The following is a 24,569-nucleotide window of genomic DNA, read 5'->3' as shown; positions in this document are numbered from 1 at the left end:
TGAAGCTCTTACTTAAACAACAATGCCTGTTTGAGTGCGGTTCAAAACCGACAGGGGTTTCTGGCATCAATTTGCATCCCTACCGTTGCTTCCCGGAAGGCTGCTAAAAAATTGGTGGCTATTGACCGGTAGCCACCAATTTTCGGTAGGCTTCAGTTTTACTAGGGTCCAGATACGACAGCAAATCAAACGCTTGTTTACGTTCCGCTGGTGTTCCTTCGTACAAGATATTCAGCAGCTCCTGCGACTTGGCGTCGAAGAACGAATTGATCAGTACCGAGTTAGGCAGTTGAAGTCCGATGGTGCGAATGGTAGTCAACAGCGAGAGCGTTTGCTTACGCACCTGTACTGGATTGGCGGCAAATACGTCCAATCCCAAGCGGTGGTAGGTATATAATCCATCACGAAACGGAAGCAATTGCTGATTTTGCAGATTCTCGACAAGCCAGTACCGATTGCGCCGATCACCGCCCGTTTGCCAGGCTCCGTTGGGGGAGCCCTGCTGAGCCAGGTTCATGATCGTAAAGGCTCGCTGAATAAACGGGTTGCCACCCCGCTTGCTGAAGGTATCGTAGTCAACCGCCAGGATTACATTGGCGTAAAAAGCTAGTAACGAGGTAAGATCGTCGGAAAATTGATTCTCTCGGTAGTAAACCGGTGTGGTGGGCAAATAAACGAAGTTAAAGGCCCGATCGACGTAGCTGAATGTCGTAGTCTCGTAGCTTGAACCATAAACCGGTCGGGTGACAACAATCTGCGCAGTTGCTTCAAATACCCCCTGGGTCAATGACTTGATGAGGTTAATATTGAGCGAACAATTGATTCGTTCAGAAACCGTGTACTGGTCGTTGGTCCATCGCCGGTTATTCATAAACTCGGTAACGATTCCCTTGAGCTGATTGACGTAGGAAAAATCCGTTTTCTGCTGGGCAAACAGCTGATCCGAGTTGATGGTAACCTGACAATTCAGCTCCTGCGCCTGTGCTGGAAGCATACCGCAAAGCAGGCTTATGATTACTAGTATTCGCTTCATACCGACAGCTTTTTTGCGACCAGATTTACCAGATCCTGCGCGACTTCATCTTTCGTTTTCAACGCAAATTCGTGGGTTTGCTCGTCTTTGTCAATAACCGTAATTTTATTTGTATCGTGTCCAAAGCCCGCACCCTGATCGCGCAATGAATTCAGGACAATCCAGTCCAGGTGTTTGCTTTTCAGCTTTTTCAAGGCATTCTCGCGCTCGTCGTTCGTTTCCAGCGCAAAGCCCATAAGGAATTGGTCGGACCGTTTCTGACTACCGAGCGTAGCCGCAATGTCGGTAGTTTTGGTCAGTTCGAGCGAAAACTGATTTTCTTTTTTTTTGATCTTTTGCTCAGCCACGTAGACCGGGGTATAATCGGCGACAGCAGCGCTTAAAACCACCACATCGGAGACCGGAAATACGGCCTGTGAGGCTTCAAACATTTCTTTAGCTGACCGTACATCGATGCGCCGAACGGATGGATGAGGAAGTGGCAGGGCTGTTGGACCACTAACTAATGTTACCTGTGCCCCTGTCTGCGCAAAAGCGCGGGCAATTGCATACCCCATTTTACCCGTCGAGTGATTGCTGATATAACGAACCGGATCAATCGCTTCTTGCGTTGGGCCCGCTGTAATCAGAACATGTTTGTTGAGCAGGGGGCCAGAAGCAATGGGAAAAGACGAATTACTATGGTCAGAATTAAATTGTTGGGCCTCCTGCTTCCAAAACGATTCCAGCCGTTGAACAATGGTTTCAGGTTCGGCTAATCGTCCTTCACCGACAAGGCCACTGGCTAATTCTCCGTGTTCGGCCCGGATGATGTGGTTACCGTATGATTCGAGTCGCTGAAGATTCTCGACTGTGGTAGCGTGGCGGTACATGTCCAGATCCATGGCTGGGGCAAAAAATACAGGACACTTTGCCGATAAATAAACGGCTGACAACAGATCATCGCAGAAGCCGTGGGCGCAGCGGGCGAGCGTATGAGCCGATGCGGGCGCAATCACAAGCGCATCCGCCCACAGGCCAAGTTCGACGTGATTGTTCCAGCTCCCGCTTGCGTCGTTCACAAAAGCGGATAAGGCCGGGCGTTTTGACAGTGTGGCTAACGTAAGCGGGGTGATAAATTCATGCGCCGACTGGGTCATAACAACCTGTACATCGGCCCCAGCTTTGACCAGTAGGCGGACGAGTAACGCTGATTTGTAGGCAGATATACTGCCCGTTACTCCCAGAAGAATACGTTTTCCGTTCACAAGAAAGTCTTGAAATCACAAATCAAAAAACCGCACGGCAAATGTACCGTGCGGCTATGAGAATATCATAAGGAGTGGCTAAAGACTACTCTTCGTCGTTATAGCGCCAGTATACCTTGCTTTCCAGAAATTCATCCGTAGCGGTCGATGTTGGTTTCGGCATCCGCTCGTAGAATTTCGAGATTTCGATCTGTTCGCGGTTTTCAAATACCTCTTCCAGATTGTCTACTGCTGAAACGAACTCAGACAGTTTATTGCTCAGTTCTTCTTTGTTTTTGGTTGCGATCTGCCGGGCGCGTTTTGAAATAATCGATACTGATTCGTATAGATTGCCCGTAGGAAGTGCGATTTTGTCGTTGTCGCGGGTAATGATCGATTGATTCGTTGCCATACTATTTTGGTTTTGGTTCACGGACAGCAGCGTTTACCGCTGCTATTCATAAATCATAAACTATTGATTTGCTGCTGTTACTTTAGCTGGACGGTTGTGCAGGTTCTTTAATTTTTCGCGCTCCTGCTCCAGTTTGTCGAGCCGTTCGATTTCCTTCTGACTGGATTCATACATCCGTTCAGCCTGTTTTACGTACTTGCTGCTAGGATATTTGTCAATGAATGCCTGATAGTAACTGATTGCGTCCTGATAGCGTTCCTTTTGCTTACTTTCCAGGCTATTATTGGCAAGGCTATATTCAGCATCCACTTTCATGAAGGCCAGTTCTTCGTTGTATTCCGAATCCGGAAATTCCTTCTGAAAGTTGTTGATGGCAATAACCGACGACTTATACGATGCGATGTTAAAACCACTGGTTTTGTAATAAAGCTTGGCTTTTTCGTACGCTTTCCGCTCCAGCTTACCGCGTAGTTCAAGAATGATTTTCGTGCATTCGTCGCGGTATTTGCTATCCGGGTAGGTGTTAATGAAATCCTGAAGAGCCGAGGTTGCAGTCAGCGTATTTGACTGATCGAGATTGTACTGCGGAGTATCTTTATACAGCGAGTAAGCATACATGTACATAGCCTCCTGCGCGTACTCACTGCGGGCAAATGTTTCGTAAAATTTCTTGAAGAGCGTTGCACTCAGCAAGTATTGCTGCTGGTGAAACTGCGTGTAAGCATGGTAGAACTGCGCCAGTTCTGATTCGGTACTACCTTTCAATACCGGAATCAGTTCTTCGAAGAGCAGGCCAGCATGATACCAGTCTTCTTTTTTGTAATACTCAACGGCTGCTTTATATTTTTGATCGTCATTTCCGCTCTTCTGCAATTTGGAGAACGGACTGCAAGACCCTAGAAAAAACACGATCAGAACTCCCAGCAGACTTCTACTGATATGACGTTGTTGCATAAGGTTGCAAATATACTAAAAAAATGCGGGCTACACCGACTTAACGTCAACGAAGCCCGCATAGTGCAGTGTAGTGTCTGGTTTTTGGACCCTATTTATGAATTTTTAACAAGCCTGTTTCGGTTGTTATTGATGCCGGACAAGCAGTTTCTTGGTCGCAACCTTCTTTCCTTCAAACGATAATTGATAGAAATAGTAACCACTTGCCAACGAGCGGGTTGCCACACGGACCTTCCGCTCGTGCTGTGACATGTCATATTCTTCAATGGGTGATCCTAGTACATTCAGCAGAATCAGCTTTGCTTCGCCAACGTGTCCCTTGATCTGATAATCAATTTCGGCTGACTCACTGGCTGGATTCGGATAGATGTTCGAAACCGTGATTTGGTCGTTGCTAAACAGTTGTTCGTCATCCCGTATCGCTATATCCGGGCTAGATTTAGCTTCAGTAGGCGAAGGGGTAGCGTCGGATGCAGATGAACGAGCCGTCGATTTTGTAGCTGGGCGTCCTACCAACAGCGACCGGTAATATTCGTTGATCGGTGCGTTTTTACGAATGGTCGCTGATCGGTCAAGATTTACTGCGGTAGTCGCTGTGGGGGGAGCAAGTGAAAAGCGTTGCTTAGACAGTGTTGGAGCGGTTTGCTTCCGACTTCCTGCTGTCCGGCCCAACTCCAGCCGACTTCCCTTTCGGGCGTCGGAATCGCGCGGGGCAACCTGTGCCCGTAGCGGAGTTGTGCCTGTCAGAAAGGCGGTGAGAAAACCAATAAGTATAATTTGTTTCATAAAAGTCAACTTCAGGGACACAAGTACTCACCACAAACGTATTCATTGACAAAGACAATGTCAACGGGTGACACTCTAAAAAATTGTTAAAACACTTATTTATTACCCCTTGGAACGAGTTTCTTAGCCAAAGGTTTAGTTGAACTCCTGATTTTTAATGGTTTTTTACTTCCGGGCTTAGCTTCCGGTGGTGTTTCGAGCCACAGAACTTGTCCTTTTGTTGGCTTTTCGGCCTCCCGCCAGCTGAATCCATCCAGTTCTTTATCGTCGCCGGTAATCTCCTTAGGTGGTATCAACTGCGCGTCCGGACGGCCATAAAATCGTATACGTCCAACTTTGCTTTCATTGAACTCAATGTTCATCCGGCTGCACTCGACGTGGTTAAGTCCAATCATTTTATTCTGGTCGTCAACAGCGTAATAAATGCTCTGGCCGTTGCCATCAACAAGAACGCGTTCCAGCGAGGTCTGTTCCTGCTGAGTAGCCGTTGTAGCAGATGGCGTGGTTTCTTTAGTCATTACGCTGCGGACGGGGGCATTCGTTGCAGTGACTGAGCGACTTGCTGTTAAAATTGGCTTGGCCGCTGGTTTGACCGGTGCCGTTTTCGTCGTAAAATAAGCCGTTATTGTCCTGCCTTTCACCTGGTTGAAATTCATCAGCGTGTCAAGCGAAATCACGAACGATTTGCTGCGTAGGTACATCGTATTAATGCGGTTGTTTTTCAACTGCGCTAAGATCGAATCCGCTTCCATCTGGTACCTGTTCTGACTCCAGACAATCGGCTTTTTGTAAAAATAAATCGTTGAGTCAGCGGTATTGTAAATCAACGAGTCGCACTTGCTTTGTAGATCCGATTTGTAGATGTACACGTTTTTGTGCGCCAGCAAACGACGTGTGTTCGTTACTTTGTCGTCGAAGGAAAACAAGGTGTCAGCGCGCAGAAAAAGAGTGTCCTTTGTCGTTTCGTTCGCGAGACTCTTCGCGACCGGATGGCCCGTTACCCGCGAAATGCCAATTTTACCATTGTAACGAACGTGGTCGCCCGTAATGATTGCTTTACGGTCCTTGGCAACCATGATGACATTGCCTTTAGCAACTCCCAGTTCGGAAAGGTTATCGTAATACAAGGAGTCGCCGGTGAGTCGGTATTTAGGTGTTTCGACGGTGGCCCGGCGCTGGAAGTTAGAAATACCGGTTGTGGTGTTGTACTGGCCTTCAACGGCAGTGAGAACCCCGTCTTTGTTGACGATGCGGGTCGGACCCTGGAAGGTGGCAATGCGGGTCAGTGAATTATACAGCAGTGAATCGGCGGTGAGCGTACCTTTCGGATTGACAAGCCGGACGTTTTGTCGGAACGTAAACAGTTTGCTACGCGTATCGTAGTACCCTTCGCGGCTGGTCAGTACGTTTTCTTTGTCAACAATGCGGCCGGGCGTCGGGTAGTGCGCAATTCCCGATAGCATGTCGTATTCGAGCTGACTGGTCGTCAGTGTCATCTTACGGTCGCGCATAATGACGCGCCCGCGAACGTTGGCCTGCCGGGTGTTTCCGTAGTAAAACATGGTGTCGCCCCGTACACTAATGGTATCGCCCTGCACCAACCGGACATTTCCGTAGGCTTCAATAATGTTTGTTGTCGCGTTTTGTATCGCCAGGTCGCAGTACATTAGCACGCCTTTTTGCCGGAAGCGCACGTTGTTGTATATTTTGCGGACAACCTGACCGGGCGTATTGACGCCAACAAGACTGTCAGCATGCAACAACTCCACCTTATCCGCCACAGGCGCTCCGCCTACCTGTGCCAGAGCATGATTGGACACGATCAGTGAACTGAATAGAACGAAAACGACAAGAAAGCGGACAAACAGACGAAACATGGGGCAAAACTACGGCTTGGCGCCGGAACCGGATGGTAGAGCGAGAATTTTTAGGATTTATTAACGACAATCAGCTGTTTGATCCGACTGACCGCGTGCTGCTGGCCGTAAGCGGTGGACTGGATTCGATGGTGATGACCGAATTGTTTCACCAGACAAAGCGATTATTTGCCATCGCTCATGTCAACTTTGGCCTGCGCGGAGCCGAATCGGACGCTGATGCTCATTTTGTCCAGAACAAGGCAGAGCAATATGGGGTTCCGTTTCACCAAATTCGTTTTGATACAGCAGCCATAGCCGAAGAACGTGGTGTTTCTATTCAAATGGCGGCCCGCAATCTGCGCTACGATTGGTTTCGGGAGTTAGCAAGACAGCATGATTACGACTGTATCGCTACGGCTCACCACAAGAATGACATGCTGGAAACGCTACTGCTGAACTTGACACGTGGTACGGGGCTGGCCGGACTACATGGTATAGCAGCAAAACAACAGCGTTCGGAACGCGAGATTATCATTCGACCGCTGCTCTTTGCCACGCGCGATCAACTGGCCGATTACGCGACGGAAAAAGCGGTGACGTATCGGGAGGATAGTTCAAACGCCAACGATAAATACGCGCGTAATCGAATCAGGCATCACGTGGTGCCCGTACTCACTGAACTGAATGCTGGTTTGTGGCAGACGCTTCCCCGAACGGTTGAGCGGCTTCGTGCCGCCGAAACGCTTGTGCAGTCGGAATTGAACCGTTCCTGGAATGCGCTTGTCGAACCGGTGGGGGAGCAGCTCTTTTTGCCTACGGTAAAACTTAAGAATCAAAATGAGTTGGCTTTTCGGCTGGCCGAATGGCTAAAACCGTTTGGCTTTGCGATCGCTCAGGTGGATGCTATGATCGACGCATTGAATCAGTCGGTCGGGCAGGTATTTGTTTCTACTACGCACCGGATCATGCACGACCGGCTGGCCGATGGAACGCCCGGCCTGCTGCTGGAGAAGCGTATAGCGGTTTTACCGTATACCATCACGTTGAGGGATTGGCCTGATACGCCAGTGGATGTAGCGGGTCAATTTGCCTTAACAATAGCGATCTTCCAAAAGACGGATGGCTTTAAGGTACCTGCCACCGCTGCGATAGCTTGCCTGGACGCCAGGTATTTAACCTTACCACTAACCATCCGGCCCTGGCAGCAGGGCGACCGCTTCCGTCCGTTGGGGTTGAATGGACATAAGCTGGTGAGTGATCTGTTGAACGACTTGAAACTAACCCGATCTGAACGCGAATCAACGGCTGTATTGCTGTCTGGTGACCAGATTGTCTGGGTCATTGGCCGACGGATCGACCATCGATACCGAATAACGAGTGAAACCCGTGATATCGTAAAAATTAGCTTGGCAGCGGATCTTAAATAGGCTTATAAACAGACTATAAAAGATTAATTGCGCCGTTTGCTGGTTGAAACACGACTTCGTTATCACAAATGAGTGACCTCAATCGCAGGTTACGATCTAATAAATTGTACTTTTATCGTTTGAGTAAATCGCTTGGCTAAGCGATTTGCGATTACTTCTTTTGGTTTTGAGTCTGGCATTTTTTTTGATAGATCTGCCATGAGTTCATAGTAAATAAACGGATTGACTCCCATGAACCGAATTATACGGGTTTTGCTCATCGTTGGAATATCGTTTGGTAGCCTTACCGTTCAGGCGCAAAGTGCGCGCCTGCGAGCGGCTAACAAACAGTTTGATAACCTTAGTTACCTCAGTGCCGTACGAGCGTATGAAGAATTTCTGCGAGCTGATAAAAAGAAAGATGCAGCCGAAAGCCAGGAAGCACTGACTAAACTGGGCTATAGCTACCGGAAGCTTCAAGATACTCGAAATGCGGAACGGATTTACGCTGAATTGGTGAAGGGCTATACCGATCTGGACAGCGAGATTTATCTGTACTACGCGCAGGCACTGGCCCAGAACGGGAAATACCGCGAATCGCAGAAAATGTACAGTCAGTACGGCGAAAAACAAGGTCAGGATTTGCGCGGACGCCGGTACACGGTTTCTTACATGGATATGAGCCGGTTCTATCAGGATTCGTCGTCGTATCGTCTTTCGAGCTTGCCCATCAACTCCCGTCAGGCTGATTTTAGTCCGATGTATTACAAAGGCGGCCTTGTATTTGTGTCGGCTCGTGACGAATCGGGGGTGGTAAAGCGGGTCTTTAGCTGGAACCAGACCCCATTTCTGGACATGTATTTCCATTCAGATACCAACCAACTGCACGTACCAAACGCCGACGTAAAGACACGTAGTACCAGCGCAGCCGTCCTGGGAGGAGGAGCTGAAGCGAAAGAAATGGCTACAAACGAAGCCGCTGATCCCAATCAGCCTTTGACCAAAGCCGAGATTTTCAGCCGCACGCTGAACACGAAATATCACGAAGGGCCTATGACCTTCACCCGCGATCAGAATACGATTGTTTTTACCCGGAACAATACTAGTAAAGGCAAAGCCGGAAAAAGCTCGGATGGTATCAAGAAACTGAAATTGTATTCTTCCGTAAACAGCGGTGGTAAGTGGGTTGACATCAAAGAGGTACCGTTCAATAGTAATGAATATTCTGTTGGACACCCTGCCTTTGCGCCTGACGATTCGAAGCTATATTTTGTGTCCGATATGCCCGGCGGATATGGTGGTACCGATTTGTATGTAGTCGAGTATAACAATGGCCAGTGGGGCACGCCCGTAAACCTGGGTAAAGAAATTAATACGGAAGGAAACGAGATGTTTCCGTTTGTGGACGCTAATGGGAATCTGTACTTTTCGTCGGATGGCCACGAAGGGCTGGGTGGTCTTGATGTTTTCTTCGCTGAGTTGAGAGATGGTATTGCCTACAAAGGCGTTCAGAACGTGGGTGCGCCGGTTAACTCCGAGAAAGACGACTTTGGATTTATCACGGACAAATACAGAACGACGGGCTACTTCAGCAGTAACCGGAAGAAAGGCGTCAGCGACGATGATATCTATGCCTTTCGTCGGGCCTGCAAGCAACTCAATATTCTGGTGTTTGATTCGAAAACGGGTTCGCCCATCGAAAGCGCCGATGTACGTATCCTACGTAACGGATCGAACCAGGATTTGCGGATAACTAACGTCGATGGCCGAGCGGAAATCTGCGTGGAAGCAAATACCGACTACGAGTTCCGGGCCGTAAAAGAAGGCTATGCACTAAATAGCGTCCGGTTTTCGACCCTTACCCAATCGGCGAAGCCCGTTTTAAGCGTATCAATCTACCTCGAACGAACCGAAAGTACGCTGGTACGGGGTGTTGTGAAAACAGAGGTCAACCAACAGCCAGCCGCCGGGGTTAAAGTAACCCTTCGTAACGAAAAAGATAAATCGGAACAAACCGTTATGACGGGACCCGATGGTGGCTATGAATTCAACATGAAGCCCGGTGCGCCGTACACGCTAACCGCTCAAAAAGACCGTTACGCGACTAAGCGAACCCAGTACAACAAGGTCAAGAAAAAGGATAAGATTGTTACCGACTCGTTGGGGTTATACGGTGTGGGCGACGTGTTTCAGCTGAAAAACATTTATTACGATCTAAACAAGTTCTTTATTCGGGCTGATGCAGCGAAAGAACTCGATCACGTTCTGGAAATTTTAAAGGAATACCCGCAGATGCAGATTGAACTACGTTCTCACACCGATTCGCGCGCTACGGATACCTACAACATTCGACTTTCTGAGAACCGGGCTCGGGCCGCACTGGATTATCTTGTATCGCGCGGGGTCAACGCTAAACGGTTGGTGGCTCGCGGTTACGGCGAAAGCGAAATTGTTAACGGTTGCATTGACGGTGTCAACTGTTCCGAGGATGATCACCAGCAAAATCGCCGGACAGAGTTCAAAATTCTGGCTGTTCAATAACAGAAACGTTTCTTAAGTGCTTGAAAGGTTAGCGTGGGTCATTTGACCTGCGCTTTTTTGCTATCGGTTGGGCTATACGCTCCATAAACAGTTCCATTCGGCAAGCAGTTAAGCTGGAAAAAGCTATTTCATGCGATTTAAGGATAAAGTATGCATTGTTACCGGCGCAACGTCGGGTATCGGTCGGGCTACGGCTGAACAAATGGGCCGGGAAGGCGGCAAGGTATTGGTTGTAGGCCGGGACGAAACAGAAGGTCAGGAGGTTGTCGAAACAATTAAGCGTAGTGGTGGCGACGCGCTGTTTGCGGAAGTCGATCTAGCTGATGCAAAGCGGATCGAAGCCGCCGTTGATCAGGTGCTGGCGGCCTGGGGAAAGGTCGACGTGCTGGTCAATGATGCCGCTATGATGACCTACACGCCCATTGTAGACCTGTCGATTGAAGATTGGGATAACGTGTTGGCCGTCAACCTGAGAGCCGTGTTTGTGTTCTGTAAACGCTGCATTCCTCACATGAACGGCGGAGCAATTGTCAACGTCAGTTCCGTTCACGCCCATCAGACAACGGCAAACGTAATTCCGTACGCTGCCAGCAAGGGCGCTATGGAAGCGTTTACACGGGGTGTTTCGCTCGAATACGACATTGCTAAAGTACGGATCAACTGTGTTGCGCCCGGAGCCATTGACACACCCATGCTGTGGGATAATCCGAATGTAAAAAGCGGTAAGGAGAAAATAGAAGGTGTGATCGGCAAGCCTGAGGACATCGCTTCGGCGATTTGTTACCTGGCTTCTGATGAAGCTCGCTTTATCAACGGAACGACGCTCGTTGCAGACGGGGGACGATTGAGTATTCTTTAGGGATATGTTTCCAGAGCGAAGTAACAGGAATCATTATTTCGCTCTGGGCGTACACGACTCTACTCCGACTTCTTGACGTGCTTCTTATGCACCGTCTTGGTTACCATTGTCTTTTTCGGAGCCGTCGTCTGCTTCGACGTAGTCACCGTTTTGCTGACTGGTTTATCCTGCGAAGGATGGTTGGCCAGAACGGCGTTTCCTCCGACAGAAAACAGAATGCAGGTGATCAATAAGGACGTTTTCATACGTATGTGACTGGTGTTTAGTGGTCGCGCCCGCTAACGTAGCAGGCGTTTCGGACGGAAAGGTCGAGGGTTGTCTATGAAAAGTCAACCAAGCAGGACATAAAGATTATCAAGCGGACAACACGCGTGCCGTTACCGATAGTTGACCCACATGCCGCATCGTGTGTTCGGCTGCATGAACGAATAAGCCTAACACCGTCGACGGAATCTGCGCTCGTCCAACACCCCGAGTTTCTGTCAGGGTACGCTCGTCTGTGCTGCGTAACTGCGCAAGGGCACTATCAATCTGCTTGTGAAAGCGGAGGACTAATTCCGAAACAGTCAACGGCGGTTCCGTTGGTTTGCCTTCCTGCGCAAGCGCGTCCAGTTGGGGCGCTGACAGGGCTTCGCCACGGGCGTAGGTGAACAACCGGTCTAGTACACCGGTGAGGTGTTGTAAATGAAATCCAACTGAAGCGACAGCAGCGGGCCGTTCCCAAAGCTGCGCTTCCGGGAAGTCGGCCAGTAGCGCGGTAACTTCTTCTCTGGCTTGCAACAGGGCGTGGGCGACGGGCTGTAGAAGCGAAGGCATATCGGGTAGCGGACCACGCAGCCAGACTTCACGGGTTTCAAGAGCGGGAGTCATATTTTTTCGTAATAAAGCTGTTTGCTAAACCTGTTCGAAGCACAATGAGTGCCCACAAGCCTAATGAATAAAGAGAATTGTTTGCCGGTTCCTTGAAGCGTTACGGATCAGAAAAAATAAAAAAAGCCTCGACCACATTGCGTAGTCGGGGCTTCTTTGTCCTCTCTTGGGCTTATCGATCAACCGAAAGAATTGATATGCTTTTGGAAAATCGCTTCGTATTTATTGGCGGCGGCCGTTTGGTTTGATTCCTTACACGCTTCAACAATCGTTTGCAGGATGTACAAATCAGCGTCAGGATTACCAAATCGGTTGCCGGTTTTGGCGTACGTCAGATTCTGGTCAGCGCGTTTCGCCATCGTGTCAGCAATTTCGAGCGCCTTTTTGTTATCGCCAACCGAGAACATGAACCGAACGTAGTTTGACGAAATCTGGTCGTAAGGAATGCTCTTATCCGGAATAACTTTCAGCGAATAATTCAGCACTTCATGCGCTTTGTCTTTCTTACCCTCACGCAATAGCTGATCGGCCAGTCGGAAGAACGCGATCCGGGCTGAAATAACCGGTGGTCCTTTATAGGTTTCATCGTAGTATACGTCCGGGTTGTTGAACTCACGCCAGAAGGTTTTGTGCAGCATGTTGTTATACATGATGTCGGAATTAACATAACCATCCGTAGCACCTGGTACTGCAACCGGCATTAGTCGGTAAGCATACCCTTCCAGCTGCATGTAATTTTTCAGGTTCAGGTAATTATCGCTCGCCAGTGTGCTCGAAAAATAAAGAGGACGCTTCCAGTTGTTGGTTGCGATCATATCGAGCATAATCAGATCCGGCTTGTACAGATCCTTTTTACCGATGGTCCACTGTAACGTATCTTTTACCAGTGGCCGTAGCATGGCAGGAACGAATTTTGCCTGATCAACAGCCGCCTGATCGATGGGCAGGAACAGCACCGACGAAGGCAGAACGCTCGTCATGTCGCCACTCGTTAGCGGAACCTGAATAGCAGGACTGCTGGTCTTGATCAGGTTGATGTACTGCTTCAGGTCAATGCCATTTTTCACACCGGGAACTTCGTAAAAGGGTACGATGTCGTTTTTACCCTTGTTGAAATTGTCCAACTCCAGCGAAATCGGCAGTGCGTCCGATTCGTACGTTTTCCGCTTCATCTGCTGAATGTACCACTCGGTGCCCAGCAGGCTTAGGTTACACACCCGAACGTCGCGACGGAATCCTTCTACCTCCTGAACGTACCAAAGTGGGAAGGTATCATTGTCGCCACCCGTGAATAGAACAGCATTAGGAGCGCAGGAATTTAGCAGATTCTTGGCGAAGTCAACCGACTGATAGCGGTGATTCCGGTTGTGGTTATCCCAGCTTTTCGCGCCCATCATCACTGGCACGAGCAGTGACAAACCAACGACCAGACCGTTGCGGGTCATGTCCGATTTGAGATAGGTTCGTATGCCTTCAGCAATCGCCATGACGCCCAGGCCAAGCCAGATTGCAAAGAAATAGAACGATCCTACGTAGATGTAATCGCGTTCGCGGGGTTCTGATGGGGGCGAGTTCAGGAAAACTTGCAGGGCAATACCCGTAAAGACGAACAGAAGACCGACAATCAGGAAGTCACGACGACGGCGGAAATACTGGAACGCGATGCCAAACAAGCCAAGCATAAACGGCAGCATGTAGAAGTTGTCGCGGGCTTTGTTTGTTTTTAGCAGATCGGGTGCATTCTGATCCGACGACCAGGGCAGCAGGTAACCCGCGCCTTCTTCGTCGCTTTCCCGACCCGCGAAGTTCCACATCAGGTAGCGCCACCACATATGACCCAACTGGTAGTCGAACATAAACTTGAGATTGTCACCCATCGTAGGCTTTTGCCCTTCGGCCAAGCCAAGCATCTGGCGATACAACTGCGGGTGATTTTGCTGGCTGCTGTATACCCGAGGGAAAAGCATTTCGTCACCGGGAGCGTAAACGTACTCAGGCTGGTGATCGAAGATAACGTATTTGTTGCCTTCTTTTTTCCACATCGGAGCGCCCTGTTTCTGATCAATTGGACGAGCTGTAAAGACAGGTCCGTAAAGCAGTGAGCGGCTTCCGTACTGCTCCCGACGCAGGTACGACAGGAAGTTCAGTGCGTCGCTGGGGTCGTTCTCGTTGATGGGCGGGTTGAAATCAGCCCGGACCAGTACCTGCATGTAGGATGCATACCCGATTAGTACGAAGGCAAGCGCTAACAGGGAGGTATTGAGGACCGCCCGTTTCTGCCGTACCGACCAGATGATACCATACGTTACGGCTCCCAGAAAAACGACAATAAAGAAAAACATGCCGGAGTTGAACGGAAGGCCGAACGAGTTGACAAACAGACGCTCAACCGCAAAGGCCATTCCAGGCAAACCCGGAATGATACCAGAGTTGATAATTGCCAGAATAACAAGGCCGACGCCAAAGGCTGTTGCACCACCCCAGAACGTTGGCTTCGGATACTTTTTAAAGTAATAGATCAGGGCGAGCGCGGGTAGCGTTACCAGGTTCAATAAGTGAACACCAATCGACAAACCTGTCAGGTAAGCAATAAAAATCAACCAGCGGTTAGCAGCTGCTTCGTCCTCGATGCGCTCCCATTTGAAAGCCGCCCACACGACAATAGCCGTAAAGAAAGACGACATCCCGTAAACCTCTGCTTCAACGGCTGAAAACCAGAAGGTATCCGAGAAGGTATAAGCCAGAGCGCCAACGGCACTCGTGCCAATCACCAGCAACGTATCGGTGGTGTTATACTCGCTTTCCGGTTTATCCAGTAGCTTTTGGGCCAGCATCGTGATCGTCCAGAACAGGAATGCGATCGTGAATGCACTGGCTAGTACCGAAGCCATATTGATCCAGTAAGCCACGCTGGTTAAATCACCGAACGAGAGCATAGAGAAAATCCGGCCCAGCAATAAAAAGAAAGGAGCGCCAGGAGGGTGTGGTACCTGGAGTTTAAACGAACACGCAATGAACTCGCCACAGTCCCAGAAGCTGGCCGTCCGTTCAACGGTGCTCGCGTAGGTAAACAGCGCGACCGCAAAAACGAACCAGCCTGTGAGGGTGTTCAGGCGTTTGAATGACTGCATATAGGTAAAGATTAACTGACTGCTTTTGTGTAAGTAGTTGCCAAAAATACGTAAAAAAGCAGCCCGACCGGGTTAGAGCGGGCTGTTAAAGTTTGTTAAGCGGACCTATGCGGTACAACTTTGCTAAAGAAGCTGTCCTTGTTGGGTATCGCAACTACGAATAAATTTCCTTACGCGCGGCTTTCAGCGTGTTCTGCATGAGTGAACAGATTGTCATCAGTCCGACGCCACCGGGAACGGGCGTTATGAAGCTTGTCTTGGGCGCTACTTCATCGAACTTGACATCGCCTTTGAGCGAGAAGCCGCTTTTCTTGCTGGCATCGGGTACACGTTCCAGACCCACGTCGATAACAACCGCGCCTTCTTTGACCATGTCTGCCGTAACAAATTCTGGTCGGCCAAGTGCCGCCACCAGAATATCCGCAGATCGACAGATTTCGTCCAGGTTCTGCGTGCGGCTATGGGTGATGGTTACGGTGCAGTTGCCGGGATACGTGTTGCGCTGCATCAGAATCGACATGGGTAAACCAACAATCTGGCTACGTCCTACCACCACGCAGTGTTTGCCCGCTGTTTGAATATCACAACGCTTGATCATTTCCAGCACGCCCTGTGGAGTCGCCGAAACGTAAGCGGGTAACCCTTTTGCCATACGGCCAATGTTGATCGGGTGAAAACCGTCCACGTCCTTTGCGGGATCAATGGTTTCCATAACACGGTCGGCAGAGATGTGGTCGGGGAGAGGAAGCTGCACAATCAGACCATCCATATCCGGGTTGTTGTTAACCTCCTGGACTTTCGCCAGCAGTTCCTCTTCCGTAACGGATGTATCGAAGCGAATCAGGGTTGAATGCATTCCCACTTCTTCGCAGTTTTTCATTTTAGACGCTACGTAGGTTTCCGATGCGCCTTTGTTGCCTACCAGAATGGCGACGAGGTGGGGGATTTTACCGCCCTGTTCGCGAATCTGCGCGACCTCAGCCGCGATTTCCTGTTTGATTTGTGCCGAAAGGACTTTACCGTCAAGGAGTTGCATAGATATCTTGGTGATCTTCGTGCTTTCTCTTAGGAACGCGTTTGTCCGTTACTACGACCAACCAGCGCTCGTAAAGAAGCCACAAAGCTACACAAAGATTAGCCGTACTGTTCCTGCCAGGCTTTTTTCAGCCGTTTATAGTCAGGATCTTCCCTCGCTTCCAGGTATTTGGCATAAAAGATTCGGGCTGATTCCGCTTTGACTGGATCTTCGTCGCGGGGAAGTTGGTCTCGCCCGTGCGCACCCGAACGCCCTTTCTGATCATCCGGTACGGGGCCGTCGTATTTTTGACCCGTGCGGTGGTTAGCATACCGACGAGAACGGGTGTAGCCCATTTGCAGAAATTTACGGGCCATGTCCATGCCAATAAAGTCGCCTTTCTGTTTGTAGTCCTGAAACAGCTGAAAAATCTTTTCCGACGATTCGCGGGCGATGTCAGGTGTCTTGAAGCGCCAGTAAGGCAGGATTTCCGATTTATACGGCTGAACCAGCAAAACACCCATTTCGCCTTTGCCAACCCGGTACAGTTCGGGCTGTTCGCGTAGGTTCAGGTGCCGATAATCAAGGTCGTAATTGAAAGCCCGGTCGTTGGTTGGCATGTAGTTCGTTTTCGTTTAGGAGAGCGAAACGGCAAGCTAAAAGCAATCAAGGAGCCAGCCACACCATTTTGGATTCTGGCTCGTACCGAAACTGGGCGCGGGTCTGCCCTTTCCGGCTGAGGTGCAGGTACTCCATGGATAAGACCCGGCATTCGATTACGGCAAAATTGTCTCGGCCTTCTTCGCTTTGTGCCTCGGTGGGTAGTTCTTCGCCCAGGGACTCCGGAAAGCCAGGGTAAGGGGCGGGTTGTTCGCTGCCCGGTTTACGCTCTGAAAGATACGTCTTTCGACCGCCAACCCAGAGCGCAGCCCACTGGTCATCGGCAACATAATCGTCCGTATGCAATCGGGTTTCGACGATTAACCGAAGCTGAATCTGCCGGTTTTCGTCCCAGAAAAGTAGCGTAGCCGTTGGAAAGGCTTCGAGTTGTATAACCTTTTCGGCACGAGCGTCGGTATGAAACCAAACGTATTTTCGGTTAGCGTCAACCTGCCGGAGTACAACCATTCGGGCATCGGCTCCGGCATCGGCGCAGGTTGCGACAACCATTGTTTTGAACGGATCTTTTTCGCTTTCAGGAGCCGAAGCCAATTGTTGCCAACTGGTGTGCTCAAGCTCCGCCAACGAAGGCGAGGTCGTTTGAACAGGTTCAGTGTTACTCGGTTGTTCAGAAGCAGGCATAAAGGAGTTATAATAGAGTCGGTTGATTAACGGCTTGTTAATTTTTTTGTTTGCGAAAAACAAGCCTAAAGCCATGACCCGGCTTTGTCCAAAAGCCGGGATAAGACGGATCAGCGAACGGCTCAAAAACGAAACTCTTTCCTTTGGGTAAATACTACTGAGTTGTATAACCGAAGCAGGGTTTTGGTGGTTAGGTTACCATAGAGACTAACATTTCACTGACTATCAAATCGTCTAATGTGTTTTCATAAATCACTGGCTATCAAAGCCGCCGAACTCGAAGCACGCTACGAAGCAGCCTTGCCCAGCGGTACCCACTTTCAGCCGGTTTATCATGCCAATGCCTATCAGTTTCCTGCCTGGCCCATCATAACCAAGCAGGAGCCGGCCCGTTTTCAAATGATTCATTGGGGACTGATTCCGCGCTGGACCAAATCGAGTACCGATGCTACGGAGATCCGTACAAAGACCATCAACGCCCGGTCGGAAAGTATCTACGAAAAACCGTCGTTCCGGGGGGCAGCGCAGAGTGGTAAGCGGTGTTTGATTCCGGTTACCGGTTTTTACGAATGGCATACGCTTGGAAGCAAAAAAATCCCGTTCTACATCACGACGAAGGATCAGAAGATTGCATCCATTGCGGGCTTGTGGGACGAATGGCCTGATCCCGAAACCGGCGAACTATACCCGACCTACACGTTGCTCACCACAGAGGCTAATCCATTGCTGGCGGCTATCCATAATTCGAAAAAACGGATGCCCTGCGTGCTGACACCCGATGAGGAACACGCCTGGCTGCACGAAAACTTGACCGAAAAAGAGGTACTGGCATTACTGGCTAAACCGTATCCGGCCAGCCAGATGCACAGTTATAGCATCAGTAAGCGAATCACGTCGCGGACGGAACCAAGTGATGTCCCCGAAGTGATGCAACGTGCGGAATACGCCGAGCTTAAAAACGAACCTGCACTTTTTACTTAAGTAATGGGCTCCGTCTGTCCCAACAGCGGTCCGTTTATGTAGTAATAAGCAATAAGTCGTTACCTGTTCGTTTTTTTGTGAGTTAAATTGTCTTTTTCCGGGACATTCTCCGGATAGATCACCTTTATTTTTGATTAACCTGACTATGAAAAAGGTTTTACGTGTTTTAGTAGTAGGTACTGCTCTGTTTACCGCATCCAACGCGGTTCGGGCGCAGTTCCCGACCTTGCCGGGTGGGGGAGGGCAGCGGCCTGCTACCGCTATTCCCGGTACGGCTAGTGATGATACACCCCGGGGTAGTGCCAAATTAACGGGTACCGTTGTTGATTCGACGACCAATAAACCCGTTGAATTTGCCAGCATTGCTCTGATTGAAACGAAAACGAAAAAAACGATTGACGGAACCGTTGCCGACGAAAAAGGAAAGTTTACGCTTACCAAACTGCCGGAGGGAGAATTTCAGATTCTGATCTCGTTCGTTGGTTACCGGAATAAAACGCTGTCGAGCGTTAAACTCAATCGTAAAGGTGATGTCGATTTAGGCGCGGTGAAACTGGCTGCCGATGTGCGGACGCTCAAAGAGGTTGAAGTAGTTGGGCAGGCTTCTTTGGTGGAAGAAAAAGTGGACCGGCTTGTCTATAACGCGGACAAAGATATAACGGCAAAAGGGGGTGATGCTACTGACGTCATGCGTAAAGTACCGCTGCTGTCGGTAGATTTAGACGGTAACGTTAGCCTGCGGGGTAGTAGCAACGTTCGGGTGTTGATTAACAACAAACCCTCTACCATTGTCGCCAGTAGCGTAGCGGACGCGTTGAAGCAGATTCCGGCGGACATGATCAAAACGGTAGAGGTGATTACCAGCCCCTCGGCGAAGTACGATGCGGAAGGGTCAGCGGGAATTATTAACATTATCACCAAGAAAACAACGTTACAAGGGTTTACCTTAAACCTAGATAGTGGCGTTGGAAACCGGGGTACTAACCTGGGGTTGAACGGTAACCTGCGAACGGGAAAAATGGGCTTTAGCTTAAGCGGCTTTGGCCGGGCCAACTACAACGTGATTGGCAAGTTCCAGAATACGCAGCGGACATTTGGCAGTAACGGAACTACCACGACCGAACAAACCGCTGATACACGCAACAACGGTATTTTTGGTCAGTATACACTCGGTTGGGACTACGATATCACGAAGAACAGTGCGATTACGGCGAGCCTGCGTTATGGTGCTCGGAACAACTATCAGAATCAAGACAACTTCCTGACCCGTACGACGTCGCCGAACGATTATTTTCCGCGCCTGAACAATCGCAATGTATTGACGAAAGATTTGTCCGGTACGGTAGATGCGAACATCGATTATACCCGCACCTACGCAAAGCCTCAGCAGGAGTTGAGCGTATCGGCGCAGTACAGTCGCAACAACCGGAACAACGACTTTACGGCAGACATCTTAAGTTCTTCGGATTTTGCCACGATAGTATCCCGCCAGCAGAACCTGAATAACAGCTACAACCAGGAAACGACCATTCAGGGGGATTACCAGACACCGATTGGGAAAAATCAACTGATTGAATTTGGGGGTAAAGGGATTTTCCGGCAGGTCGAGAGCTCGTTTACGTATAACCTGGGCGTCGGTACCGCTGAGCTTTTGGCGGACCCATCACGGTCGGGCAATACGCTCAACTACGACCAGACAATCGGAGCGGGTTACGTGTCGTACACCCTGACAACCAAGAATAAATACACCATCAAAGCGGGAACTCGTTTCGAACATACTACGATCAACGCCAACTACAGCCAAACGCAGCCTGGTGAGCAGGGTGGTGCTGCCGGACAGGATCTGGGCATTCCTAACTACAGCAATTTGGTGCCGAGCGTTAATATTTCAAAAGCGTTGAAAGGCGGCAAAACCGTCAAACTGGCGTACAACCGTCGTTTACAACGGCCAGGGATTCAATTCCTGAACCCAAACATAAATGCGGCCAACCCAACAAACATTACGCAGGGAAATCCGCTGTTGTCGCCCGAGTTGACGGACAACCTTGAGCTGAGCAGCAGCGCTTACATCAAAAGTGTTTACGTAAACATGTCGTTGTTTGCCCGGCAAACCAACAACTCGATCACCAGCGTTCGGGATACCGTACGGTCAAGCGTAGGCCAGGTGAATAACCCGGCTCTGGCGCAGGTCATCCGGACGACGTACCTGAACATCGGTAAAGAATCCGCTTACGGGGCTAACATATTTGGTAACGCGACGCTGTTCTCAAAATGGCAGATTGGCGGTGGTTTTGACTTGTACTACGCTTACCTGACCAACAACAGCGCAATGAGCATTTACAACGCGACCAATTCGGGTTGGGTTATCACCGGACGACTCTTTACAAACCTGACGCTTAAAAACGGGTGGGGGATTCAGGGTTTTGGCTTCGCACGAGGAAGGCAAGTTCAGTTGCAGGGCTACCAGGGTGGGTTTGCGTTCTACAGCCTTGGCGTGAAAAAAGATCTGAAAGACAAGCGGGGTAGCATCGGTATTGCGGGTGAAAACTTCCTGAATAATCCGTTTACCATCCGTTCGGAATCGTCATCGCCAATTTTCGCCCAGAACAGCATTACCAGCCTGTACAACGCGGGTATCCGGGTCAACTTCAACTATAAGTTTGGCAAACTAAGCTTCGATCAGCCACAGCGTCGGCGTGGTCGTTCGGTGGACAACGACGATATTAAAGCCGGAGAAGGTGGCGATGGCGGCAACCAGCCACAGCAGCAACCGGCTCAGGGAGGCAATCGGGGCGGTGGTCGTCCGCGCTAAGTGTAGAATATGAACAGCGGGCTGACGTGTTACGCCAGCCCGCTGAAAACCACAAACGATAAAGCGTTACAGCAGCGCTGCACCAAAGACGCCCGCGCTGTCGCCCAATTTAGGTTTTAGAAAACGTGTGTTCAATTCGCCCGAGTTGAACACATATTTTTTTGCCCGCTCAACACCCTCGGTGTACAGCAAATCAACATTACCGACGCCCCCGCCCAATACGATCGCATCCGGATCAAGGATGTTGACGATCACGGAAATCGCACGGCCAAAGTATTCCAGCAGTCGGTTGACCGTTTGGCTGGCAAATAAATCGTCACCGGCAGTATACCGTTCCATGATGTCTTTCATCGTCCGCTCTTCACCACTGATCTGGTGATAATACCGTTGTAGGGCAGGTCCTGAGATTACTTGTTCGTTACAGCCCCGTTTGCCACAATAGCAAGGATAGCCGTTTTCTTCCAGAATGTTGTGACCCCACTCGCCCCCAATACCCTGTAGGCCGTTCAGCACGAACGGAACGCCATCGCGTCCGCGAATAACAACGCCCCCGCCAACACCCGTACCCATGATCACGCCAAATACCGATTGAAAATTTGGGACAACATCGGGCACAATACCCATCGTGGCTTCGGCCAGCGCAAAGCAGTTGGCATCGTTGGCTACCTCGACGGGAACACCGAGCATCCGGGCCAGATCCTGTTTCATAGGGCGGCCATTCAGCACGGTGGTGTTGCAGTTTTTCATGGTTTGCCGGGCCGGATCATGCGTGCCCGGTGTTCCAAAACCGATCCGTTCCGGGGTCAAACCCGTTTCTGTTTTAAGAATATCGATGAGTCGGAGAATCTGGGCTAGGATATGATCATAGCCTTTGTGCGCTTCTGTGTCGATTCGTTTCCGGATAATAACGGCGTCGGGCGAAGGAGCACTTAAAATAACACCTTCTATTTTGGTGCCGCCCAAATCAATGCCCCAGTAGTTTTGCATTTAAAAAGATACGATTTCTGATTTACGTTCGAGTGTCTGTAAAGGTATAGTGTTTGAGTAACCGTTTATACGCTACCTTGGTTGACTAGTTGGCCAAAAACGATAACTAAAATAAGAGCCGTTGGGGTGATTTGTAAAAAGAACGAGTAGCGGTTTGCAGAATAATGCTTGTTTTCCCTTTGCTTTTTCGGAATTTCGGCCTCCAGACGGATTTTACACCAAAGCAACAATCCAAAATCCAAAATCAAAAATCGATTATGCCAACTCCCGGACAAAAAGCACCCGATTTTACCCTGTTCAACAGTGATAAACAGGAGGTATCATTAGGCAGTTTTCAAGGCAAAAATTTAATCATTTTATTTTTTCCAATGGCCTTTACGAGCGTTTGCACGGCTGAGCTTTGCGAAATGCGGGATAATATAACCACGTACGCTGATCTGAACGCTGATATTGTTGCTATCTCCGTCGATTCGCCATTCACACTGGCAAAGTTCAAGGAAGATCAGCAATTACCGTTCAATCTGCTGTCGGATTTCAACAAGGAAGTGTCGCAAGCCTACGATACGTATTACGAAACGTTTGTCATGAATTTGAAAGGAGTGAGCAAACGGTCTGCTTTCGTGATCGATAAAGAAGGCATTATTCAGTATGCCGAAGTGCTCGACAGTGCGGGTGACGTTCCCAACTTTCAGGCTGTCCGCGAAACACTCGCTTCTCTTAATTAATCATCACTATTGCCGAATTAAGAAACGGTGAATGGGCTGCTATATAGGGTAGTCCATTCACCGTTCGTAGTTCTTTTCCTCATGGCCTGGTATCATACTTTTTTTCACGGGTTGCCGCAAAATGCCTGGAAAGCCGCCCAAACTGACGAGCAGACACAACTGGATCTTGAATTGCTCGTCGAAACGCTGGATTTCGGTCCGGGCGATCGGGTACTCGACGTTTTTTGCGGCTACGGTCGTCATGCATTGCCGCTAGCCCGAATGGGTGCTCATGTTATGGGCGTCGATATTTCGGACGAATACATCGATGAGTGCAAGGCGGTTGCTAAGAAAGAAAAATTGGCGCTCGAAGCGATTCGTGGTGATTTTCTGACGATGCCCGTTTCGGATCTAGATCCGTATGCGCCGTATGATGCAGCCTACTGTTTAGGAAATAGCTTTAGTTTCTTTCCCCGCCAGGATATGCTTGCTTTTTTGAAGCGAATAGCGGATCTGTTAAAACCGGGCGGGCGGTTCCTGGCTCATTCGGAGATGATTGCCGAATCGGTGCTGCCCGACTACCAGGAGCGCAACTGGCAGCCTGTGGGTGAAGGCGACGATGCGATTCTGTTCCTGGTTGAAAATACGTATGATCCCCTTGAAAGCCGCATCGATTCTCACCTGACTTACGTCAGAAATGGCGAGACACATACCCGGACAGCGCAACACTTTGTGTATACTTTAGCTGAATTAAGTCACCTGTTTGTCGAAGCAGGCTTCGCCATCGTTGACTGTTATGGTACAGTTGAAGGAGAACCGTATGAACTTGGCGATGCTGGCGTATGGCTAGTAGCCGAACGAAGATAGCCTTGATTACCAAGGCTCTTTTAACAAACTTAACAGGTGTTAACTACCTTCCCTCTCGTCTCGTTTTCATTGCTCAGGGTTTAAAGCCTTTGGGAGAGTATATAATTTTTTTTATAATTTATGCATTAATCATAGATTATACGCGCATAAATACGTAGTTTTCAGGCGATTTAACACTGTTAACTAAGGTTAACCTTCTATATCGTTTATGGAAACCATCGAGCGCAAGCCCCGTTCCCGTGAAAATGCCCGTGCTGGCATACTGGGAACCGCAAAAGCTATCGCCCGCCGGGAAGGCTGGCAGGCCGTGTCAATCCGTAAAATTGCAGATGCCATTGAGTATAGTGCCCCCATCGTCTACGAATATTTTGACAGCAAAGATGTTTTGCTGAACGAAATTCGAAACGAAGGGTTTCGCCATCTGCATCAGGAGTACGAGCGTATTGTAAAATTATATAGAGACCCGGAAAAGCGACTTTACGAGATTTCGCTTATTCAATGGGAGTTTGCGCGGCAACAGCCCGAAATTTATCAGGTGATGTATAACCTGGATGGTGCTTACTGTACCATCCCCGTTGATCAGTCAGAGGCTATGCAGGCGGTTAGCGACGTGGTTAGCGCGACAATTTTCTCGTTTATTCCTAAAGCAAAGGAAAGCATTCAACGATTGTATTTCGAGTGGTGGTCGGTGTCGCATGGCATGATTACGCTGGCAATGCTGCTGAAAGACCAGCAGCCGCTCGATAAATCGGAGCAGGTTTACCGGGAAGCAATGCGTCGGTTTGTGCGGGGTCTGCGCTAATTTGTGCTTTTCAGCGCAGCCA

21 protein-coding genes are annotated in these 24,569 nt (G+C 49.5%); 8 read left to right on the top strand and 13 right to left on the bottom strand.

The annotated features are described in order from the left end of the window. Positions 1–118: 118 nt before the first annotated feature. The 6 genes from porD to M0L20_RS20970 all read right to left on the bottom strand — a co-directional run bounded on the left by porD (position 119) and on the right by M0L20_RS20970 (position 6,288). Positions 119–1,033, bottom strand: a complete 915-nt coding sequence (gene porD / locus M0L20_RS20995) for a type IX secretion system protein PorD (RefSeq protein ID WP_248478894.1) — start codon at positions 1,031–1,033, stop codon at positions 119–121. Then, complete coding sequence (coaBC, locus tag M0L20_RS20990; protein WP_248478892.1) at positions 1,030–2,280, bottom strand: bifunctional phosphopantothenoylcysteine decarboxylase/phosphopantothenate--cysteine ligase CoaBC; 1,251 nt, start codon at positions 2,278–2,280, stop codon at positions 1,030–1,032. Before coaBC ends, porD begins: the two co-directional genes overlap by 4 nt. Positions 2,281–2,365: 85 nt before the next feature. Beyond that, positions 2,366–2,671: a DNA-directed RNA polymerase subunit omega gene (locus tag M0L20_RS20985; protein WP_232558555.1), complete on the bottom strand. Its 306-nt coding sequence runs from the start codon at positions 2,669–2,671 to the stop codon at positions 2,366–2,368. 60 nt (positions 2,672–2,731) lie between these two features. After that, a complete protein-coding gene (locus tag M0L20_RS20980) occupies positions 2,732–3,625 on the bottom strand; it encodes an outer membrane protein assembly factor BamD (RefSeq protein ID WP_232558554.1) in 894 nt (297 codons plus the stop codon). Positions 3,626–3,751: 126 nt separating this feature from the next. After that, positions 3,752–4,411, bottom strand: coding sequence for a T9SS type A sorting domain-containing protein (locus M0L20_RS20975; RefSeq protein ID WP_248478890.1), 660 nt, complete (start codon positions 4,409–4,411; stop codon positions 3,752–3,754). A gap of 95 nt (positions 4,412–4,506) precedes the next feature. Further along, positions 4,507–6,288, bottom strand: coding sequence for an OstA-like protein (locus M0L20_RS20970; RefSeq protein WP_232558552.1), 1,782 nt, complete (start codon positions 6,286–6,288; stop codon positions 4,507–4,509). 32 nt (positions 6,289–6,320) lie between these two features. On the opposite strand from M0L20_RS20970, the gene tilS reads away from it, so the two are divergent. From tilS to M0L20_RS20955, 3 genes are all read left to right on the top strand, one after another. Beyond that, positions 6,321–7,697, top strand: coding sequence for a tRNA lysidine(34) synthetase TilS (gene tilS, locus M0L20_RS20965; protein ID WP_248478889.1), 1,377 nt, complete (start codon positions 6,321–6,323; stop codon positions 7,695–7,697). 231 nt (positions 7,698–7,928) lie between these two features. After that, positions 7,929–10,217, top strand: a complete 2,289-nt coding sequence (locus tag M0L20_RS20960) for a carboxypeptidase regulatory-like domain-containing protein (protein WP_248478888.1) — start codon at positions 7,929–7,931, stop codon at positions 10,215–10,217. A 130-nt stretch (positions 10,218–10,347) separates the two neighbouring features. Then, positions 10,348–11,076: an SDR family NAD(P)-dependent oxidoreductase gene (locus M0L20_RS20955; RefSeq protein WP_248478887.1), complete on the top strand. Its 729-nt coding sequence runs from the start codon at positions 10,348–10,350 to the stop codon at positions 11,074–11,076. Between the two features lie 59 nt (positions 11,077–11,135). Here the strand turns inward: M0L20_RS20955 and M0L20_RS20950 are convergent, their stop codons facing one another. From M0L20_RS20950 to M0L20_RS20925, 6 genes are all read right to left on the bottom strand, one after another. Then, the gene (locus M0L20_RS20950) at positions 11,136–11,321 is read right to left on the bottom strand and encodes a hypothetical protein (RefSeq protein WP_232558548.1); all 186 of its coding nucleotides are present in this window, start codon (positions 11,319–11,321) and stop codon (positions 11,136–11,138) included. Positions 11,322–11,430: 109 nt separating this feature from the next. Next, positions 11,431–11,946, bottom strand: coding sequence for a DinB family protein (locus tag M0L20_RS20945; protein WP_248478886.1), 516 nt, complete (start codon positions 11,944–11,946; stop codon positions 11,431–11,433). Positions 11,947–12,125: 179 nt separating this feature from the next. Further along, complete coding sequence (locus M0L20_RS20940; RefSeq protein ID WP_248478885.1) at positions 12,126–15,077, bottom strand: glycosyltransferase family 117 protein; 2,952 nt, start codon at positions 15,075–15,077, stop codon at positions 12,126–12,128. Positions 15,078–15,231: 154 nt separating this feature from the next. Further along, the gene (locus tag M0L20_RS20935; protein ID WP_248478884.1) at positions 15,232–16,113 is read right to left on the bottom strand and encodes a bifunctional 5,10-methylenetetrahydrofolate dehydrogenase/5,10-methenyltetrahydrofolate cyclohydrolase; all 882 of its coding nucleotides are present in this window, start codon (positions 16,111–16,113) and stop codon (positions 15,232–15,234) included. 98 nt (positions 16,114–16,211) lie between these two features. Further along, positions 16,212–16,712 (bottom strand): DUF4385 domain-containing protein, encoded by a 501-nt coding sequence (locus tag M0L20_RS20930; protein WP_232558544.1) that lies wholly within the window; start codon positions 16,710–16,712, stop codon positions 16,212–16,214. 46 nt (positions 16,713–16,758) lie between these two features. Further along, positions 16,759–17,394 carry a pyridoxamine 5'-phosphate oxidase family protein gene (locus M0L20_RS20925; protein WP_232558543.1) on the bottom strand — a complete coding sequence of 212 codons (636 nt, stop codon included), beginning with the start codon at positions 17,392–17,394 and terminating at the stop codon, positions 16,759–16,761. Positions 17,395–17,631: 237 nt separating this feature from the next. On the opposite strand from M0L20_RS20925, the gene M0L20_RS20920 reads away from it, so the two are divergent. Together M0L20_RS20920 and M0L20_RS20915 are read left to right on the top strand one after the other, a co-directional pair. Then, on the top strand, positions 17,632–18,375 hold the full coding sequence (locus tag M0L20_RS20920) for an SOS response-associated peptidase (protein WP_248478883.1): 744 nt from the start codon (positions 17,632–17,634) through the stop codon (positions 18,373–18,375). 145 nt (positions 18,376–18,520) lie between these two features. Next, positions 18,521–21,187, top strand: a complete 2,667-nt coding sequence (locus M0L20_RS20915) for a TonB-dependent receptor (protein WP_232558541.1) — start codon at positions 18,521–18,523, stop codon at positions 21,185–21,187. Positions 21,188–21,253: 66 nt separating this feature from the next. Here the strand turns inward: M0L20_RS20915 and M0L20_RS20910 are convergent, their stop codons facing one another. After that, positions 21,254–22,174, bottom strand: a complete 921-nt coding sequence (locus M0L20_RS20910; protein ID WP_232558540.1) for an ROK family protein — start codon at positions 22,172–22,174, stop codon at positions 21,254–21,256. Between the two features lie 257 nt (positions 22,175–22,431). On the opposite strand from M0L20_RS20910, the gene M0L20_RS20905 reads away from it, so the two are divergent. The 3 genes from M0L20_RS20905 (at position 22,432) to M0L20_RS20895 (ending at position 24,547) form a co-directional block, all read left to right on the top strand. Then, complete coding sequence (locus tag M0L20_RS20905; RefSeq protein WP_248478881.1) at positions 22,432–22,899, top strand: redoxin domain-containing protein; 468 nt, start codon at positions 22,432–22,434, stop codon at positions 22,897–22,899. 81 nt (positions 22,900–22,980) lie between these two features. After that, positions 22,981–23,745 (top strand): SAM-dependent methyltransferase, encoded by a 765-nt coding sequence (locus tag M0L20_RS20900; protein ID WP_248478879.1) that lies wholly within the window; start codon positions 22,981–22,983, stop codon positions 23,743–23,745. Between the two features lie 208 nt (positions 23,746–23,953). After that, positions 23,954–24,547, top strand: coding sequence for a TetR/AcrR family transcriptional regulator (locus M0L20_RS20895; protein ID WP_232558537.1), 594 nt, complete (start codon positions 23,954–23,956; stop codon positions 24,545–24,547). Positions 24,548–24,569 lie beyond the last annotated feature (22 nt).

Origin of the sequence: Spirosoma liriopis, assembly GCF_023196085.1 — a bacterium.
Lineage (GTDB): Bacteria > Bacteroidota > Bacteroidia > Cytophagales > Spirosomataceae > Spirosoma > Spirosoma oryzicola.
The sequence above is the reverse complement of the archived record's forward strand: the minus strand, read 5'-3'. Positions and strand labels throughout refer to the sequence as shown.

Bases quoted from the DNA above. Each gene is read 5' to 3' on its own strand.
- M0L20_RS20970 (WP_232558552.1), bottom strand. From the start codon at position 6,288: ATGTTTCGTCTGTTTGTCCGCTTTCTTGTCGTTTTCGTTCTATTCAGT.
- M0L20_RS20895 (WP_232558537.1), top strand. From the start codon at position 23,954: ATGGAAACCATCGAGCGCAAGCCCCGTTCCCGTGAAAATGCCCGTGCT.
- tilS (WP_248478889.1), top strand. From the start codon at position 6,321: ATGGTAGAGCGAGAATTTTTAGGATTTATTAACGACAATCAGCTGTTT.
- M0L20_RS20925 (WP_232558543.1), bottom strand. From the start codon at position 17,394: ATGCCTGCTTCTGAACAACCGAGTAACACTGAACCTGTTCAAACGACC.
- M0L20_RS20960 (WP_248478888.1), top strand. From the start codon at position 7,929: ATGAACCGAATTATACGGGTTTTGCTCATCGTTGGAATATCGTTTGGT.
- M0L20_RS20905 (WP_248478881.1), top strand. From the start codon at position 22,432: ATGCCAACTCCCGGACAAAAAGCACCCGATTTTACCCTGTTCAACAGT.
- M0L20_RS20985 (WP_232558555.1), bottom strand. From the start codon at position 2,671: ATGGCAACGAATCAATCGATCATTACCCGCGACAACGACAAAATCGCA.
- M0L20_RS20980 (WP_232558554.1), bottom strand. From the start codon at position 3,625: ATGCAACAACGTCATATCAGTAGAAGTCTGCTGGGAGTTCTGATCGTG.
- porD (WP_248478894.1), bottom strand. From the start codon at position 1,033: ATGAAGCGAATACTAGTAATCATAAGCCTGCTTTGCGGTATGCTTCCA.
- M0L20_RS20950 (WP_232558548.1), bottom strand. From the start codon at position 11,321: ATGAAAACGTCCTTATTGATCACCTGCATTCTGTTTTCTGTCGGAGGA.
- M0L20_RS20955 (WP_248478887.1), top strand. From the start codon at position 10,348: ATGCGATTTAAGGATAAAGTATGCATTGTTACCGGCGCAACGTCGGGT.
- M0L20_RS20945 (WP_248478886.1), bottom strand. From the start codon at position 11,946: ATGACTCCCGCTCTTGAAACCCGTGAAGTCTGGCTGCGTGGTCCGCTA.
- M0L20_RS20935 (WP_248478884.1), bottom strand. From the start codon at position 16,113: ATGCAACTCCTTGACGGTAAAGTCCTTTCGGCACAAATCAAACAGGAA.
- M0L20_RS20915 (WP_232558541.1), top strand. From the start codon at position 18,521: ATGAAAAAGGTTTTACGTGTTTTAGTAGTAGGTACTGCTCTGTTTACC.
- M0L20_RS20920 (WP_248478883.1), top strand. From the start codon at position 17,632: ATGTGTTTTCATAAATCACTGGCTATCAAAGCCGCCGAACTCGAAGCA.
- M0L20_RS20975 (WP_248478890.1), bottom strand. From the start codon at position 4,411: ATGAAACAAATTATACTTATTGGTTTTCTCACCGCCTTTCTGACAGGC.
- M0L20_RS20910 (WP_232558540.1), bottom strand. From the start codon at position 22,174: ATGCAAAACTACTGGGGCATTGATTTGGGCGGCACCAAAATAGAAGGT.
- M0L20_RS20900 (WP_248478879.1), top strand. From the start codon at position 22,981: ATGGCCTGGTATCATACTTTTTTTCACGGGTTGCCGCAAAATGCCTGG.
- M0L20_RS20930 (WP_232558544.1), bottom strand. From the start codon at position 16,712: ATGCCAACCAACGACCGGGCTTTCAATTACGACCTTGATTATCGGCAC.
- M0L20_RS20940 (WP_248478885.1), bottom strand. From the start codon at position 15,077: ATGCAGTCATTCAAACGCCTGAACACCCTCACAGGCTGGTTCGTTTTT.